This window comes from Streptomyces sp. NPDC005181 (genome assembly GCF_040608395.1).
GTDB lineage: Bacteria > Actinomycetota > Actinomycetes > Streptomycetales > Streptomycetaceae > Streptomyces.
The window spans coordinates 79,658-93,699 of sequence record NZ_JBEXID010000010.1 but is presented as its reverse complement, the minus strand read 5'-3'; the positions used below and the strand labels follow the sequence as shown (position 1 = coordinate 93,699).

Below are 14,042 nucleotides of genomic sequence, written 5' to 3'. Positions count from 1 at the left end.
ACTCAGTTCTTGACGAGGAGACCGCGGCTGCGCAGCACCCACCGCTCCAGCGGACTGAAGATGAGCAGGTCGATGGCGATGCCGACGATCAGGATCAGGAGGATCGCGAGGAACACCATGGACATGCTGCTGGTCTCGCGGCCCTGCTCCAGCAACTGCCCCAGACCCACGCCCAGATCGGGCGACGAGGCGATGATCTCGGCGGCCATCAGCGAGCGCCAGGAGAAGGCCCAGCCCTGCTTCAGCCCCGCCAGATAGCCCGGCAGCGAGGCGGGCAGCACAATGTGCCAGGTGCCGCGCAGCCCGGTGGCGCCCAGCGTCTGCCCGGCCCGCAGATGCAGCGGCGGGATCTGGTCGACACCGGAGACGAGACCGTTGGCGATCGACGGGACCGCGCCCAGCAGGATCACCGCGTACATCATCTTGTCGTCGAGCCCCAGCCAGAGGACCGCGGGCGGCACCCATGCCACCGACGGCAGCGACTGGAGACCCGAGAGCACCGGTCCGATCGCCGCGCGCACCACCTTCACGCGCGCCACCAGCAGCCCGAGCGGGGTGCCGATGACGAGCGCCAGCAGGAAGCCGAACAGACCGCGCGAGACGCTCGTCCAGATGTAGTCGAGCAGGGTGCCCTGTGCCCAGGCATTGCTCACCTCGTCCCAGACCTGGGACGGCGGCGGCAGCTTGTAGTCGTCGGTGACCTTCGCCCAGATCAGGATCTGCCAGACGACCAGGACGAGTGCAATGGCCACGACCGGCGGCAGGACCTTCTGCACCAGCACCTGGCGCACCGGGGTGCGGCTCACCCGCACCGCGTCGAGTGCGTCAAGACCCGCCTCGAGGCCGGCCAGGTCCTCGGCCGTGTCCTTGACGGCGTGCTCGGCCGTGGTGGTGTCAGTGCTGGCCATGTCGGCGGATCTCCCCACGCAGTTCTTCGGTGATCTCGACGGACAGCTCCGCCACCGCGGTGTCCTCGATGCGGCGCGGCTGGTCGATCTCGACCGTCCACTCGCGGGCGATCCGGCCCGGCCGCGACGACAGCAGGACGACCCGTTCGGCAAGCCGGACCGCCTCCCGCACGTTGTGCGTGACGAAGAGGACCGAGACGTTCGTCTCGCGCCAGATCCGGGTCAGCTCGTCGTGCAGCACATCCCGGGTGATGGCGTCGAGTGCGGCGAACGGCTCGTCCATCAGCAGCAGTTGACTGTCCTGGGCGAGCGCGCGGGCCATCGCCACCCGCTGACGCATACCGCCCGAGAGTTCGTGCACCCGCTTCCCGTACGCCCCGCCGAGCCGTACGAGTTCGAGCAGCCGCTCCGCTTCCGTGCGGCGGTCGGACTTGGGCACGCCACGCAGCCGCAGCGCGAGTTCGATGTTCTTGCCCGCGGTCAGCCACGGGAAGAGGGCGTGCTCCTGGAACATCAGGGCCGGCCGCCCGCCGGGGGTCTCGATGGACCCCGCGGTCGGGCGGTCGAGTCCGGCCACCAGGTTGAGCAGCGTCGATTTGCCGCACCCGGAAGCTCCCAGGAGGGTGACGAACTCGCCGGGAGCGACATCGAGCGTGATGTCGTCCAGGACGAGCTGCGGCCCCTCCGGTCCGCCGAAGGACTTCGAGACGTGCGCGATACGGGCGGCGTGCCCGGCCGACACACGGTCCTCGGCCTTGGTGAGAGTGGTCGTCGCCATGGTCGTCACCTCCTGGGAGATCCTGGAACGGTCGGGGGTTACTTGACGCCGAGACCGGCGTCGGCAACCTCGGGCTTGCCCGCGGCCTTGAGGATCTTGTTCAGCGGCTTCAGGTCGTAGATGCCCGTCAGGTCCGTCTGCTCCAGCAGACCGGCCTTCACCGCGTGCTTGGCCTCCGTGTCGAGCGTGGCGGCCAGTGGGTCATCGGTGAACTGGACGGACTTCCACGCCGGGTCGAGGACCTCGGGCGGCAGCGCCTTGCCGGACAGCTCCTTGAGCGCGGCGTTGGCGGAGGCCTTCGCCTTGTCCGGGTTGGCGTTGATCCACGCGTTGGTGTTGACCGAACCGCGCAGCACCGCTTCGACGACGTCCGGGTGATCGCTGAGGAACTTCTGCGACACGATGATGTTCGTGATCACGAACTTCTTGTCCGGCCACAGCGTCGACTCGTCGAGGAGCACCTTGGCGCCCTGCGCGACCAGCTTGGAGGCGGTCGGCTCGGGGACCCAGGCACCGTCGATGGAACCGGACTTGTAGGCGTCCGGCGTCACCTTGTTGTCCGTGCGGACCACGGAGACGTCGCCCTTGCCGCTCTGGGCGTCGACCTTCCAGCCCTTCTCGGAGATCCAGTTGAGGAAGGCCACGTCCTGGGTGTTGCCGAGCTGCGGGGTGGCGATCTTCTTGCCCTTGAGGTCGTCCAGGGTCTTGATCTTCTTCGGGTTGACGACCAGCTTCACACCGCCGGACGCCGAACCGCCGATGATCCGCAGGCTCTTGCCCTTGGACTTCGCGAAGCCGTTGATGGAGGGGGAGGGGCCGATGAAGCCGATGTCGATCGACCCCGCGTTGAGCGCCTCGATCTCGGACGGACCCGCGTTGAACGTCGACGGCTTGACCGTCGTGCCCCCGAGCTCCTTGGCGATCAGGCCTTCCTGGATGCCGACCAGGGCAGTGGCGTGCGTGAGGTTCGGGAAGTAGCCGATCTTCACGGTGTCCGCGGAGAGCTTCTTGCCGTCGGCGGAGACGTTCGCCTTCTGGGCGTCGTCGTCCTTCGCCTCGGAGCCGTAGCCGCAGGCGGTGAGCGCCACGGCGAGCAGCGGCAGAGCGGCGGCAGCGGCGAGGCTGCGGCGCAGGGTGATACGGGTGGTAGGCACGGGAGGCTTTCCTCTCGTTGGCCCGGTACTCACGTCCCTCGGCGATTACGGGGACGCGGCCGGGAAGTCGGCATGTCTTCGTCTGAACTGGCGGTACAGGCGGTGCGGTTGGTCCAAGCGGGCGCGCAGGCAGTGCGCGTACGTCATCGCGCACATCGCGCAACCCCGCCCTGGCCGCTGCCGAGGGTGCCGCTGCCGACGCGGCCGCCCTCCTTCGCGAACGTCGCGTAGATGTCGATACTCATCAGAAGTCCCATTCGGCGTCGTCGGCGGCGGCGTCGTCGGCCGTGGCCGCGGCGGCGAACGCCTCGCCCGCCATGCCGGCCGTGAGCGTGGTGCCGTCCGCCGGGTCGATCAGCAGGAACGAGCCGGTGCGGCGCGAGTCCGCGTAGGCGTCGAGCGCGAGCGGTTCGGCGGTACGGACGACGACCCGGCCGATGTCGTTGGCGACGAGCCGGCCGGGCGCCGGGTGCTGCGAGAGGTCGTCCAGCGTCAGCCGGGACGGGATGTCCTTGACGATCGCCTTGACCGTGCGGGTGGTGTGCTTGAGCAGCACGCGCTGGCCGACGGCGAGTGGCTGGTCCGCGACGTGGCAGACGGTCGCCTCGACGTCCTGGGTGACTGCCGGTGCGTCGTCGGCCGGTGCGATCAGGTCACCGCGCGAGACGTCGATGTCGTCGGCCAGCCGGATGGTCACCGACTGGGGCGCCCAGGCGATGTCCACGCTCTCGCCGAGCGCGTCGATCCCGGCGATCGTCGACGTACGGCCGGACGGAAGGACGGTGACGGCCTCGCCCACGCGGAACGCGCCGGCGGCGATCTGGCCCGCGTAGCCCCGGTAGTCGGGGTGCTCGGCGGTCTGCGGCCGGATCACGTACTGCACGGGGAAGCGTGCGTGGCAGGCGGTGAGGTCGTGGCTGACCGGCACCGTCTCCAGGTGCTCCAGCACCGTCGGGCCGCCGTACCAGTCCATGTGGGCGGACGGCTCAACGACGTTGTCACCGGCCAGCGCGGAGATCGGGATCGCGGTGATCTCCGGGACGCCCAGCGAGGCCGCGTACGCGGTGAACTCCTCGGCGATGGCGGCGAATACGGGCTCCAAGTAGTCGACCAGGTCCATCTTGTTGACCGCGAGGACGACGTGCGGCACCCGCAGCAGCGCGGCGACGGCGGCGTGCCGGCGGGTCTGCTCGACGACACCGTTGCGGGCGTCGACCAGGACGACGGCGAGCTCGGCCGTCGAGGCACCCGTCACCATGTTCCGGGTGTACTGCACATGCCCCGGGGTGTCGGCCAGGATGAACCGGCGACGCGGCGTGGCGAAGTAGCGGTAGGCGACATCGATCGTGATGCCCTGCTCGCGCTCGGCCCGCAGCCCGTCGGTCAGCAGCGCCAGGTCCGGCGCCTCCTGGCCCCGGTTGCGCGAGGCGTGCTCGACAGCCTCCAGCTGATCGGTGAGGACCGACTTGGAGTCGTGCAGAAGGCGTCCGACGAGGGTGGACTTGCCGTCGTCGACGGACCCCGCGGTGGCGAACCGCAGCAGGGTCGTGGTCGACAACTGCTCTGCGTGCTGGGTGAATGTGGTCATCCTAGAAGTACCCCTCGCGCTTGCGGTCTTCCATCGCGGCCTCGGACATCTTGTCGTCGGCGCGTGTCGCGCCCCGCTCGGTGAGCCGGGAGGCGGCGATCTCGGTGATCACGGCGGCGAGCGTCGTGGCGTCGGAGTCGACCGCACCGGTGCAGGACATGTCGCCGACGGTGCGGTAGCGCACCTGCCGGGTCTCGACCCGCTCGCCCTCCTTGGGGCCACCCCAGTCACCGGGGGTCAGCCACATCCCGGAGCGGTTGAAGACCTCCCGCTCGTGGGCGAAGTAGATCTCCGGAAGCTCGATGCCCTCGCGCTCGATGTACTGCCAGACGTCGAGCTCGGTCCAGTTGGAGATCGGGAAGACCCGGACGTGCTCGCCGGGGGCGTGCCGGCCGTTGTACAGCTGCCACAGCTCGGGGCGCTGGCGGCGCGGGTCCCACTGGGAGAACTCGTCGCGCAGCGAGAAGACCCGCTCCTTGGCGCGCGCCTTCTCCTCGTCGCGGCGGCCGCCGCCGAACACGGCGTCGAAGCGGTGCTGCTGGATCGCCTCGGTCAGCGGCACGGTCTGCAGCGGGTTGCGCGTGCCGTCGGGGCGCTCGCGGAGCTTCCCGGCATCGATGTAGTCCTGCACGGAGGCCACATGCAGCCGCAGTCCGTGCTCGGCGACCGTGCGGTCGCGGTACTCCAGGACCTCGGGGAAGTTGTGTCCCGTGTCGACATGCAGCAGTGCGAACGGCACCGGCGCGGGCGCGAACGCCTTGAGCGCCAGATGCAGCATCAGGATGGAGTCCTTGCCGCCGGAGAAGAGGATCACCGGCCGCTCGAACTCCCCCGCCACCTCACGGAAGATGTGCACCGCCTCGGACTCCAGGGAGTCCAGATGGCTGAGTGCGTACGGAATGTCGGTGCCTTCCGAAACAGTCGCGACGGTCGTCACGCTGCACCCCTCTCGCTCAGCAGCGCGTACAGCTCCGCCGCGGACTCCTGCACGGTCTGCTGGTGCGACTCGATCCGCAGGTCCGGCGACTCGGGCGCCTCGTAGGGGTCGTCGACCCCGGTGAGCCCGCTGATCTCGCCCGCCGCCTGCTTGGCGTAGAGGCCCTTCACATCGCGTACGGAGCACACCTCGACCGGAGTCGCGACATGCACCTCCAGATACGCGGTGCCCTCGGCCTGATGGCGCTTGCGCACAGCGTCACGGCTGTCCGCGTACGGGGCGATGACCGGAACCAGCACCTTCACGCCGTTGGCGGCCAGGAGTTCGGCGACGAAGCCGATCCGCTGGACGTTGGTGTGCCGGTCCTCGCGGGAGAAGCCGAGCCCCGCGGAGAGGAACTCCCGGATCTCGTCGCCGTCGAGCACCTCCACCCGGTGGCCCTCGCCGCGCATCCGGCCGGCCAGTTCGTACGCGATGGTGGTCTTGCCCGCGCTCGGCAGACCGGTCAGCCAGATGGTGGCTCCCGTCTCCGTCACGCTCATCGAAGTCTCCTGATCAGTCGTCATCAGTCGTGCAGCCCGCACTCGGTCTTGCCCCGTCCGGCCCAGCGGCCGGCGCGCGCGTCCTCGCCCTCCAGCACCCGGCGGGTGCAGGGCGCGCAGCCCACGGAGGCGTAACCGTCCATCAGCAGCGGGTTGGTGAGAACCCCGTGCTCCGCGACATACGCGTCCACGTCGTCCTGCGTCCAGCGGGCGATCGGCGAGATCTTGACCTTCTGCCGCCTCTCGTCCCAGCCGACCACCGGGGTGTCCGCCCGGGTCGGGGACTCGTCGCGACGCAGGCCGGTCGCCCAGGCCGCGTACGAAGTCAGTCCCTTCTCAAGGGGCTTGACCTTCCGCAGCTTGCAGCACAGGTCGGGGTCGCGGTCGTGCAGCTTCGGTCCGTACTCGGCGTCCTGCTCGGCCACGCTCTGACGCGGGGTCAGCGTGATGACATTGACGTCCATCACGGCGTCCACCGCGTCGCGGGTCCCGATCGTCTCCTCGAAGTGGTATCCGGTGTCGAGGAAGACCACGTCGACGCCCGGGAAGGCGCGGGACGCGAGGTGCGCCACGACCGCGTCCTCCATCGAGGACGTGACGCAGAACCGCCTGCCGAAGGTGTCTGCAGCCCACTTCAGGATCTCCAGCGGGGAAGCGTCCTCCAGCTCCCGGCCCGCGCGCTCGGCCAGGCTCTTGAGGTCATCGGTCTGCAGAGTGTCCGTCATGTCCCGTCCCCTTCAACGTCGTTGCGCAGCAGGCCCCGGGTCAGCAGACCCAGGAAATTGAGCTGGAACGCGCGGTTGCAGGATGCACATTCCCAGGCGCCGTGCCCGGTCTCGTGCGGGCGCAAGTCCTCGTCTCCGCAGTACGGGCAGTAGAACGGTGCGGCGCGCTCGCTCATGACAGCGACTCCGCACTGGCCCGCGCCGCCCAGGTCGCGAACCGCTCGCCGTCCTCGCGCTCCTCCTGGAACCGGCCGAGCACCCGCTCGACATAGTCCGGCAGCTCGGCCGAAGTGACCTTCAGGCCACGGACCTTGCGGCCGAAGCCGGCCTCCAGCCCCAGTGCGCCGCCCAGGTGCACCTGGAAGCCCTCGACCTGGTTGCCGTCGGCGTCCAGGACGAGCTGGCCCTTGAGGCCGATGTCCGCCGTCTGAATGCGGGCGCAGGCGTTGGGGCATCCGTTGACATTGATGGTCAGCGGCTCGTCGAAGTCCGGCAGGCGGCGCTCCAGTTCGTCGATCAGGGAGGCGCCGCGCGCCTTCGTCTCGACGATCGCCAGCTTGCAGAACTCGATGCCGGTGCAGGCCATCGTGCCGCGCCGGAACGGCGAGGGCTTCACCTGGAAGTCGAGCGCCTCCAGACCGCCGACCAGGGAGTCCACCTGGTCCCGCTCCACGTCGAGGATGAGCATCTTCTGCTCGACAGTGGTGCGCAGCCGGTCCGAACCGTGCGCGGCCGCCAGGTCGGCGATCTTGGCCAGCGTGGCGCCGTCCACACGGCCGACCCGGGGCGCGAACCCGACGTAGAAGCGGCCGTCCTGCTGCTCGTGGACACCCACGTGGTCGCGCCAGCGGCTGCTCGGCTGCTCGGGGGCGGGCCCGTCGAGGAGCGGGCGCTGCAGATAATCGTCCTCCAGCACCTGGCGGAACTTCGCGGGGCCCCAGTCGGCCATCAGGAACTTCAGCCGTGCGCGGGTGCGCAGCCTGCGGTAGCCGTAGTCACGGAAGATGCCGACGACTCCGGCCCAGACGTCCGGTACCTCGTCGAGGGGCACCCAGGCGCCCAGCCGCTCGGCGAGCCGCGGGTTGGTGGAGAGTCCGCCACCGACCCAGACGTCGAAGCCGGGCCCGTGCTCGGGGTGGACCACGCCGACGAACGCGATGTCGTTGATCTCGTGCACCACGTCCTGCACCGGCGAGCCGGAGATCGCGGTCTTGAACTTGCGCGGCAGGTTGGAGAATTCCTTGCTGCCGATGTAGCGGTCGTGGATCTCGTCGACGGCGGGCGTGCCGTCGACGATCTCGTCGGCGGCGATGCCCGCCACCGGGGAGCCGATGATCACGCGGGGGCAGTCGCCGCACGCCTCGGTGGTGGAGAGCCCGACGGCCTCCAGCTTCTCCCAGATCGCCGGGACGTCCTCGATGCGAATCCAGTGCAGCTGGATGTTCTGCCGGTCGGTGATGTCCGCGGTGCCGCGCGCGTACTCCTGCGAGATCTCGCCGATGACCCGCAGCTGCGCGGTGGTCAGCCGGCCGCCGTCGATCCGCACCCGCAGCATGAAGTACTTGTCGTCCAGCTCCTCAGGCTCCAGCACCGCAGTCTTGCCGCCGTCGATCCCGGGCTTGCGCTGGGTGTACAGACCCCACCAGCGCATGCGTCCACGCAGATCGTTCGGGTCGATCGAGTCGAAACCCCGCTTGGAGTAGATCGTCTCAATGCGTGTCCGCACATTGAGACCGTCGTCGTCCTTCTTGAACTGCTCATTGCCGTTGAGCGGAGTGTGGTGCCCCACGGCCCACTGGCCTTCGCCACGGTGGCGTCCGGCCTTGCGGCGGGCCGTGGTGGTCGCAGGCTGTTCCGGGGTAGCGGCCATGACAGTACGTCCTTCGGGACTGCAGGAGGGCGGCTCTGAACTGCACACTCGCGCTGAGGCGCGGCGGTGCGCAGGAGTTGCAGAGAAAAGGGGATCGCGGCGGTGCTGGGACTCTCAGCCCGCCGGACAGATGGCGCTGGACATGCGGCCGAAGTCGACGTGGCGTCGACTCACCAAGGCAATTCCAGTTCCAGACATGACGGAAGCGTGTCACGCGACTCTCGGGACAGTCCACCACTATCCATGATGTGGACGAGACTGTCCCGATCAGTGAGACGATGTGGTGGTCATCACTCCGACCGTGTGCGCCGCGGCGTCCGTATGCTCCATAGCTTCCGTAATGGAGGTATTGGCCGAAACGTCCTGCTCTACCGGGCGGCGCCGGGCCACGGTCCCGGCGCCGCCACGTCCGCCTCGAGCTCGACCTTGGTGTCGAAGAGCTTGAACCCGCGGCGCAGATAGTTGTCCATGGCGTGCGGGCCGTCCTTGGAGCAGGTGTGCAGCCATACCCGCTTCGTCGGCGGCCGCTCCGGCCAGCGCTCCGCCAGGTCCCAGGCGCGCGCGGCCCCGTATGCGAGCAGATGACCGCCGATCCGGCGCCCCCGGAAAGCCGGGATCAGGCCGAAGTACACGATCTCGACCGCGCCGTCGTCCTGCGGGTCCAGCTCGATGTACCCGGCCGGGGTCCCGTTCTCGTACGCCACCCACGTCTCCGCCCCGGGCCGGTCCAGGGCCTCCTGCCACTCGGCGTACGTCATCGACAGCCGGTCGGTCCACTGGATGTCGCCGCCGACCGCCGTATACAGGAAACGGCTGAACTCCGGCAGCGGCACCGCCGACCGTACGATCCGGACGTCACCCTCGGGGGCCGTGGCGGGCCACAGATCGTCGGGGGAGGTCTGTTCCAGGGACCAGACGGTCACCTCGGCGGCAGGGACGGGCTCAGGGTTGCTCATGCCTGCCAGGGAATCATGCCGTACAGCTCTGGCCAAAGCCTGTCCCGCTGCCCGGACTGCTCGACTCCGGTTACGGTACGCCCGCCCGCCCGACTCCGGTTACGGTACGCCCGCGCGCCCGCCCGACTCCGGTGACCGCCGGACCGCGCGGCCGCCCGACGTGCCGCCCGGGCCGCTGCGACCCGGCTTCCGTCATGTCGCCGTACGGGCCCTGACCACCACCGGCGCCGTCGAGCGCGGCAGCAGATCGCCCGGGTGCTCCGGATGGATCACCTCCACCTCGACGCCCTCACCGAAGCGGTACGGCCGGTGCGCCAGCACCTCGGCCAGATGGCGCCGCAACCGCGAGATCTCCGCCCGCACCGTCACCGTCCTGGTCGCATCGCCGAAGATGTCCTCCGCCAGCTCCGACGCCGTAAGCCCCTCGGGACGCAGCGCCAGGGCGTACAGCAGCTCGGCATGGCGCGGCGAGAGCCGCTGGGTGGACGAGCCGACCGGGCCCGTCACATTGACCGTGAGGCCGGGCGGCCGGCTCAGGTCGAGGACCACCCGGCGCGGCGGCGCGTCCGACGGCTCGTCCGTCACCTGCACCAGCCAGCCACCGGGCAGCGGCTCCACCCGGCACATACCGAGCGACGGCAGCCATACCCGGCCCGCCTGCAGCGACTTCGGCAGCGGCAGCCGGTCGACCGGCGGCATCCCGGTGACCCCGGCCAGCCAGCCGTGCGGGTCCACTGCCAGCGCCCGGCCGCCCAGCCGGGCGAGGAGCGGCGCTGCCACCGAACGCAGCCGGTCGACTGCGACCAGGTGCCGGGTCCGGATCTCGCTCTCGGCGAGCCGGGCCACCGAACCGACCAGCGCCAGCGTCATCGGATGGAACGTGGTCGCGGGGCCGCTGATGTCGACGATGCCGATCAGCCGGCCGTCGCGTGGATCGCGGACCGGGGTCGCGGCACACGTCCAGGAGTGCAGGCTGCGGACGAAATGCTCCGACGAGTGGACCTGGACCGGGGCGCGCGAGGCGAGCGCCGTACCGATCGCGTTCGTACCCGTGATCGTCTCGGCCCAGGCCGCACCCTCCTCCAGACAGATGCCGTCGGCCCGGCGGAGCACCCCCGGATTGCCCTGTCGCCACAGCACCCGGCCCTCGGCATCGGTGACGACCATGATCTGCTGCGCGGAGTCGGCGATGGAGACCAGACCATCGCTGAGCAACGGCATCACCTCGCCCAGCGCGGAACTGCGGCGCCGGTGCTCGATCTCGTCCGACTCCAGCAGCACACTCTGGGTGGACTGCTCGGGGTCGATGCCGCTGCGCAGCACCCGATCCCAGGAGGCACCGATCTCGGCCCGTGGTGCGACCGGCGGGCGGTCGCCCGCAAGTCTCGCCTCCCGGGCCTTGTGCAGCATGCGCGTGGCCCGGTCCGAACCCAGGGCGGCCAGCCGTGTCACCTCGACCGGACTTGTCTCCACCGTCGATCCCCCCAGCTGCCGGGGCCGAGTCCACGGCCCGCGGGTTACATCCTGTCGTGGTGGGGTTCCCGATACCGCGCACTCCACACACTTGTTGCAACCCTTTGCAACTCTGGCGGTCGCGTGTCGGTACATACGAGAGTGGCGTAACACCGCGCGGTGGAGCCTGTGCCCCGCCGTTCGGTGCGCACAGCATGAAGGGTGGTGCCGTGTCGGCGCAGCACCACCCTTCGTCGCTGTTCCTCCTCAGTGCGCGACGGGCCGGGCCCGTTCCACGATCGAGGCCAGGTCCAGGCTGTGCGGCAGCGTCCCGAACGCCGAACCCCAGTCCCCGCCCAGCCGTGACGCGCAGAACGCGTCGGCCACCTCCGGCGGCGCCCAGCGCACCAGCAGCGAACCCTGCAGCACCAGCGCCATCCGCTCGACGAGCCGCCGGGCCCGCGCCTCGATCCCGTTCAGATCGGCCAGCTCGGTCAGCATGTCCTTGATGGCCCCGTCCAGCCGGTGATCCGCGCCGCGCGCCCTGCCGACCTCCTGCAGGAACGCGTTCAGCGCCTGCGGCTCGCGCTGCAGCGCCCGCAGCACGTCCAGCGCCTGTACGTTCCCGGAGCCCTCCCAGATCGAGTTGAGCGGCGCCTCGCGCAGCAGCCGCGGCATTCCGGACTCCTCGACGTAGCCATTGCCGCCCAGACACTCCAGTGCCTCGCCGGCCAACGGCGTGCACCGCTTCGTCACCCAGTACTTCGCCGCCGGCACCGCGATCCGCAGGAACGCCCGCTCCTCCTCCGTATCGGCGTCGTACGCGGCGGCCAGCCGCAGCGCCAGCACCGTCGCCGCCTCCGACTCCAGCGCCAGATCGGCCAGCACATTGCGCATCAGCGGCTTCTCGATCAGTACCCCGCCGAACGCGCTGCGGTACGTGCAGTGGTGGATCGCCTGCGCCACCGCCTGCCGCATCAGCGCCGCCGAACCGATCACACAGTCCAGCCGGGTCGCCGCCACCATGCCGATGATGGTGCGGACCCCACGCCCCTCGTCGCCGACCCGGCGCGCCCACGTCCCGTCGAACTCGACCTCGCTCGACGCGTTGGACCGGTTGCCGAGTTTGTCCTTGAGGCGCTGGATCGCGAACACATTGCGGGTGCCGTCCGGCAGTACCCGGGGGAGCAGGAAGCACGTCAGCCCGCCGGGCGCCTGCGCCAGCACCAGGAACCCGTCGGACATCGGCGCCGAGCAGAACCACTTGTGCCCGGTCAGCAGATACTCGCCGTCGGCCGGCAGCGGCTCGGCCCGCGTCGTGTTGGACCGCACGTCGGAGCCGCCCTGCTTCTCCGTCATGCCCATCCCGAAGAGCACCCCGGCCTTCTGCGCGGGGGGCTGCAGCTCCGCGTCGTACACCGACGACGTCAGGCGCGGCTCCCACTCGGCGGCCAGCACCGGATCGGTCCGCAGCGCGGGCACCGCCGCATGCGTCATCGACAGCGGGCAGCCGTGGCCGCCCTCGGCCTGCGTCCACACCAGGAACCCGGCCGCACGCCGCACATGACCGCCCGGCCGGTCCCAGGCGCCGGTCAGCCCGGCGCCGACCGCGTGCCCCAGCAGCCGGTGCCAGGCCGGATGGAACTCCACTTCGTCGATGCGATGCCCGTACCGGTCATGGGTACGCAGTTTCGGCGGGTACTCGTTCGCCTGTGCACCCCACCGCTGCACCTGCGCGGACCCGGCGGACCGGCCGAGCTCGCCGAGCTCGTCGCGCACACCGGCGAGCAGTTCGGGCGAGAGGTGCCGCTCGACGGCCTCGGTGAGCGCGCGGTCGGCGGCGAAGACGTCATAGCCGACCAGGGGCGGAACCTGGTTGGACACTGTGTGGGTGGTGGCTGCCATGCGGATACGGTAAGGACGTGCAGGCAGCAAATGAAACACCCGAGCGGCCATCGGGTCGGCTCCACCGGGCCCGGGTCCTCTACCGCAACGTATCCAAGCGGCAGATGTGCTGGCAGTTGCTGAAGGACACCGTCAATTCATGCATGGAGTACCGCATTCTGGGACTCGCGGCCGAGGCGGCGTTCTTCACCCTGCTGTCGCTGCCGCCGCTGCTCCTCGGCCTGATCGGACTGCTCGGTTACGTCGACGAGTGGACGAACACCACCACGGTCGCGTCCATCGAGCGCAACATCCTCAACGCGGCGCAGACGGTCCTGTCCGAGCGGGGCGTCAACGACTTCGCCAAGCCGCTCCTGGCGGACGTCTCGACCGGCGCCCGCCCCGATGTCATCTCGCTCGGCTTCGCGATCGCGCTCTGGTCCGGGTCCCGCGCGGTGAACGTCTTCATCGACACGATCACGGTGATGTACGGCCTCGACGGCCAGCGCGGCATCGTCAAGACACGGCTGCTCTCCTTCCTGCTGTACATCGTGGCGCTGCTGCTCGGCGCGGTCGTGCTGCCGCTGCTCGTGGTCGGTCCCGACCGGGTCGTGGAGTTCATCCCCTGGGGCACGGAGGTCATCAGCGTCCTCTACTGGCCGCTGGTGATCCTGCTGTCGATCTCGTTCCTGACGACGCTCTACCACGTGTCCGTCCCGGTCCGTTCGCCGTGGATCGAGGACGTGCCGGGCGCGCTTATGGCGCTCGCGATGTGGGTGGTCGGGAGCTTCCTGCTGCGGATCTATCTGACCAGCACGGTCGAGGGGCCGACGATCTACGGCTCGCTGGCCGCCCCGATCGCCGTGTTGCTGTGGATCGGTATCTCCGCGTTCGCGGTGCTGGTGGGGGCGGCGGTCAACGCCGCCATCGACCGGGTGTGGCCCTCGCTGGCGACGGCGGCCGCGCGTGCGGCCAACGACCGGGTACGGGCAGCCCAGGCCGCGGAGCTCGTGGCACGGGCGCAGGCGGAGAGCGCGGAGGCGGACTGGGACGACATCGACGAGGGCGACACCCCCTATATGCCGTCCGAGTTCCCCGAGCGGTGGTCGAGGTTCCTGCCGCCGGACGATGTGAAGTCCAGGCTGCTGCAGCCGAGCCGCGACAAGGAGACGCCGAAGGACGCGCCCAGGGACGCGGAGCGGGAGGGGAAGGGATCCCCGAAGCCGCGGCCGTGACACCGTTGGCGTC

Annotated in this window: 13 protein-coding genes; 1 reads left to right on the top strand and 12 read right to left on the bottom strand. The window is 69.9% G+C overall.

Translation table 11 applies throughout. The features are described 5' to 3' along the window. Positions 1–2: 2 nt before the first annotated feature. From ABZV38_RS10060 to ABZV38_RS10005, 12 genes are all read right to left on the bottom strand, one after another. Entirely contained in the window at positions 3–908 is a 906-nt protein-coding gene (locus tag ABZV38_RS10060; RefSeq protein WP_356326301.1) for an ABC transporter permease, read from the bottom strand. Beyond that, positions 895–1,686, bottom strand: a complete 792-nt coding sequence (locus ABZV38_RS10055) for an ABC transporter ATP-binding protein (protein WP_356326300.1) — start codon at positions 1,684–1,686, stop codon at positions 895–897. The genes ABZV38_RS10060 and ABZV38_RS10055 overlap by 14 nt, the downstream gene beginning before the upstream one ends. A 38-nt stretch (positions 1,687–1,724) precedes the next feature. After that, complete coding sequence (locus tag ABZV38_RS10050) at positions 1,725–2,840, bottom strand: aliphatic sulfonate ABC transporter substrate-binding protein (protein ID WP_356326299.1); 1,116 nt, start codon at positions 2,838–2,840, stop codon at positions 1,725–1,727. A 244-nt stretch (positions 2,841–3,084) separates the two neighbouring features. Next, on the bottom strand, positions 3,085–4,428 hold the full coding sequence (locus tag ABZV38_RS10045; RefSeq protein ID WP_356326298.1) for a GTP-binding protein: 1,344 nt from the start codon (positions 4,426–4,428) through the stop codon (positions 3,085–3,087). A gap of 1 nt (position 4,429) precedes the next feature. Continuing rightward, positions 4,430–5,365 carry a sulfate adenylyltransferase subunit CysD gene (gene cysD / locus ABZV38_RS10040; protein ID WP_356326297.1) on the bottom strand — a complete coding sequence of 312 codons (936 nt, stop codon included), beginning with the start codon at positions 5,363–5,365 and terminating at the stop codon, positions 4,430–4,432. After that, positions 5,362–5,931 carry an adenylyl-sulfate kinase gene (gene cysC / locus ABZV38_RS10035; RefSeq protein ID WP_356326296.1) on the bottom strand — a complete coding sequence of 190 codons (570 nt, stop codon included), beginning with the start codon at positions 5,929–5,931 and terminating at the stop codon, positions 5,362–5,364. The genes cysD and cysC overlap by 4 nt, the downstream gene beginning before the upstream one ends. Beyond that, positions 5,931–6,632 (bottom strand): phosphoadenylyl-sulfate reductase, encoded by a 702-nt coding sequence (locus tag ABZV38_RS10030; RefSeq protein ID WP_356326295.1) that lies wholly within the window; start codon positions 6,630–6,632, stop codon positions 5,931–5,933. Before ABZV38_RS10030 ends, cysC begins: the two co-directional genes overlap by 1 nt. Beyond that, the gene (locus ABZV38_RS10025; RefSeq protein ID WP_356326294.1) at positions 6,629–6,808 is read right to left on the bottom strand and encodes a hypothetical protein; all 180 of its coding nucleotides are present in this window, start codon (positions 6,806–6,808) and stop codon (positions 6,629–6,631) included. Before ABZV38_RS10025 ends, ABZV38_RS10030 begins: the two co-directional genes overlap by 4 nt. After that, positions 6,805–8,502: a nitrite/sulfite reductase gene (locus ABZV38_RS10020; RefSeq protein ID WP_356326292.1), complete on the bottom strand. Its 1,698-nt coding sequence runs from the start codon at positions 8,500–8,502 to the stop codon at positions 6,805–6,807. Before ABZV38_RS10020 ends, ABZV38_RS10025 begins: the two co-directional genes overlap by 4 nt. Before the next feature lie 368 nt (positions 8,503–8,870). Beyond that, on the bottom strand, positions 8,871–9,458 hold the full coding sequence (locus ABZV38_RS10015) for a GNAT family N-acetyltransferase (protein ID WP_356326291.1): 588 nt from the start codon (positions 9,456–9,458) through the stop codon (positions 8,871–8,873). Between the two features lie 192 nt (positions 9,459–9,650). Then, entirely contained in the window at positions 9,651–10,868 is a 1,218-nt protein-coding gene (locus ABZV38_RS10010; protein WP_356326360.1) for a GAF domain-containing protein, read from the bottom strand. A gap of 309 nt (positions 10,869–11,177) precedes the next feature. Further along, the gene (locus tag ABZV38_RS10005) at positions 11,178–12,815 is read right to left on the bottom strand and encodes an acyl-CoA dehydrogenase family protein (RefSeq protein WP_356326290.1); all 1,638 of its coding nucleotides are present in this window, start codon (positions 12,813–12,815) and stop codon (positions 11,178–11,180) included. 17 nt (positions 12,816–12,832) lie between these two features. Here ABZV38_RS10005 and ABZV38_RS10000 point away from each other — a divergent pair, with 17 nt between their 5' ends. Next, positions 12,833–14,029, top strand: coding sequence for a YihY/virulence factor BrkB family protein (locus ABZV38_RS10000; protein ID WP_356326289.1), 1,197 nt, complete (start codon positions 12,833–12,835; stop codon positions 14,027–14,029). The last annotated feature ends 13 nt before the right edge of the window (positions 14,030–14,042 follow it).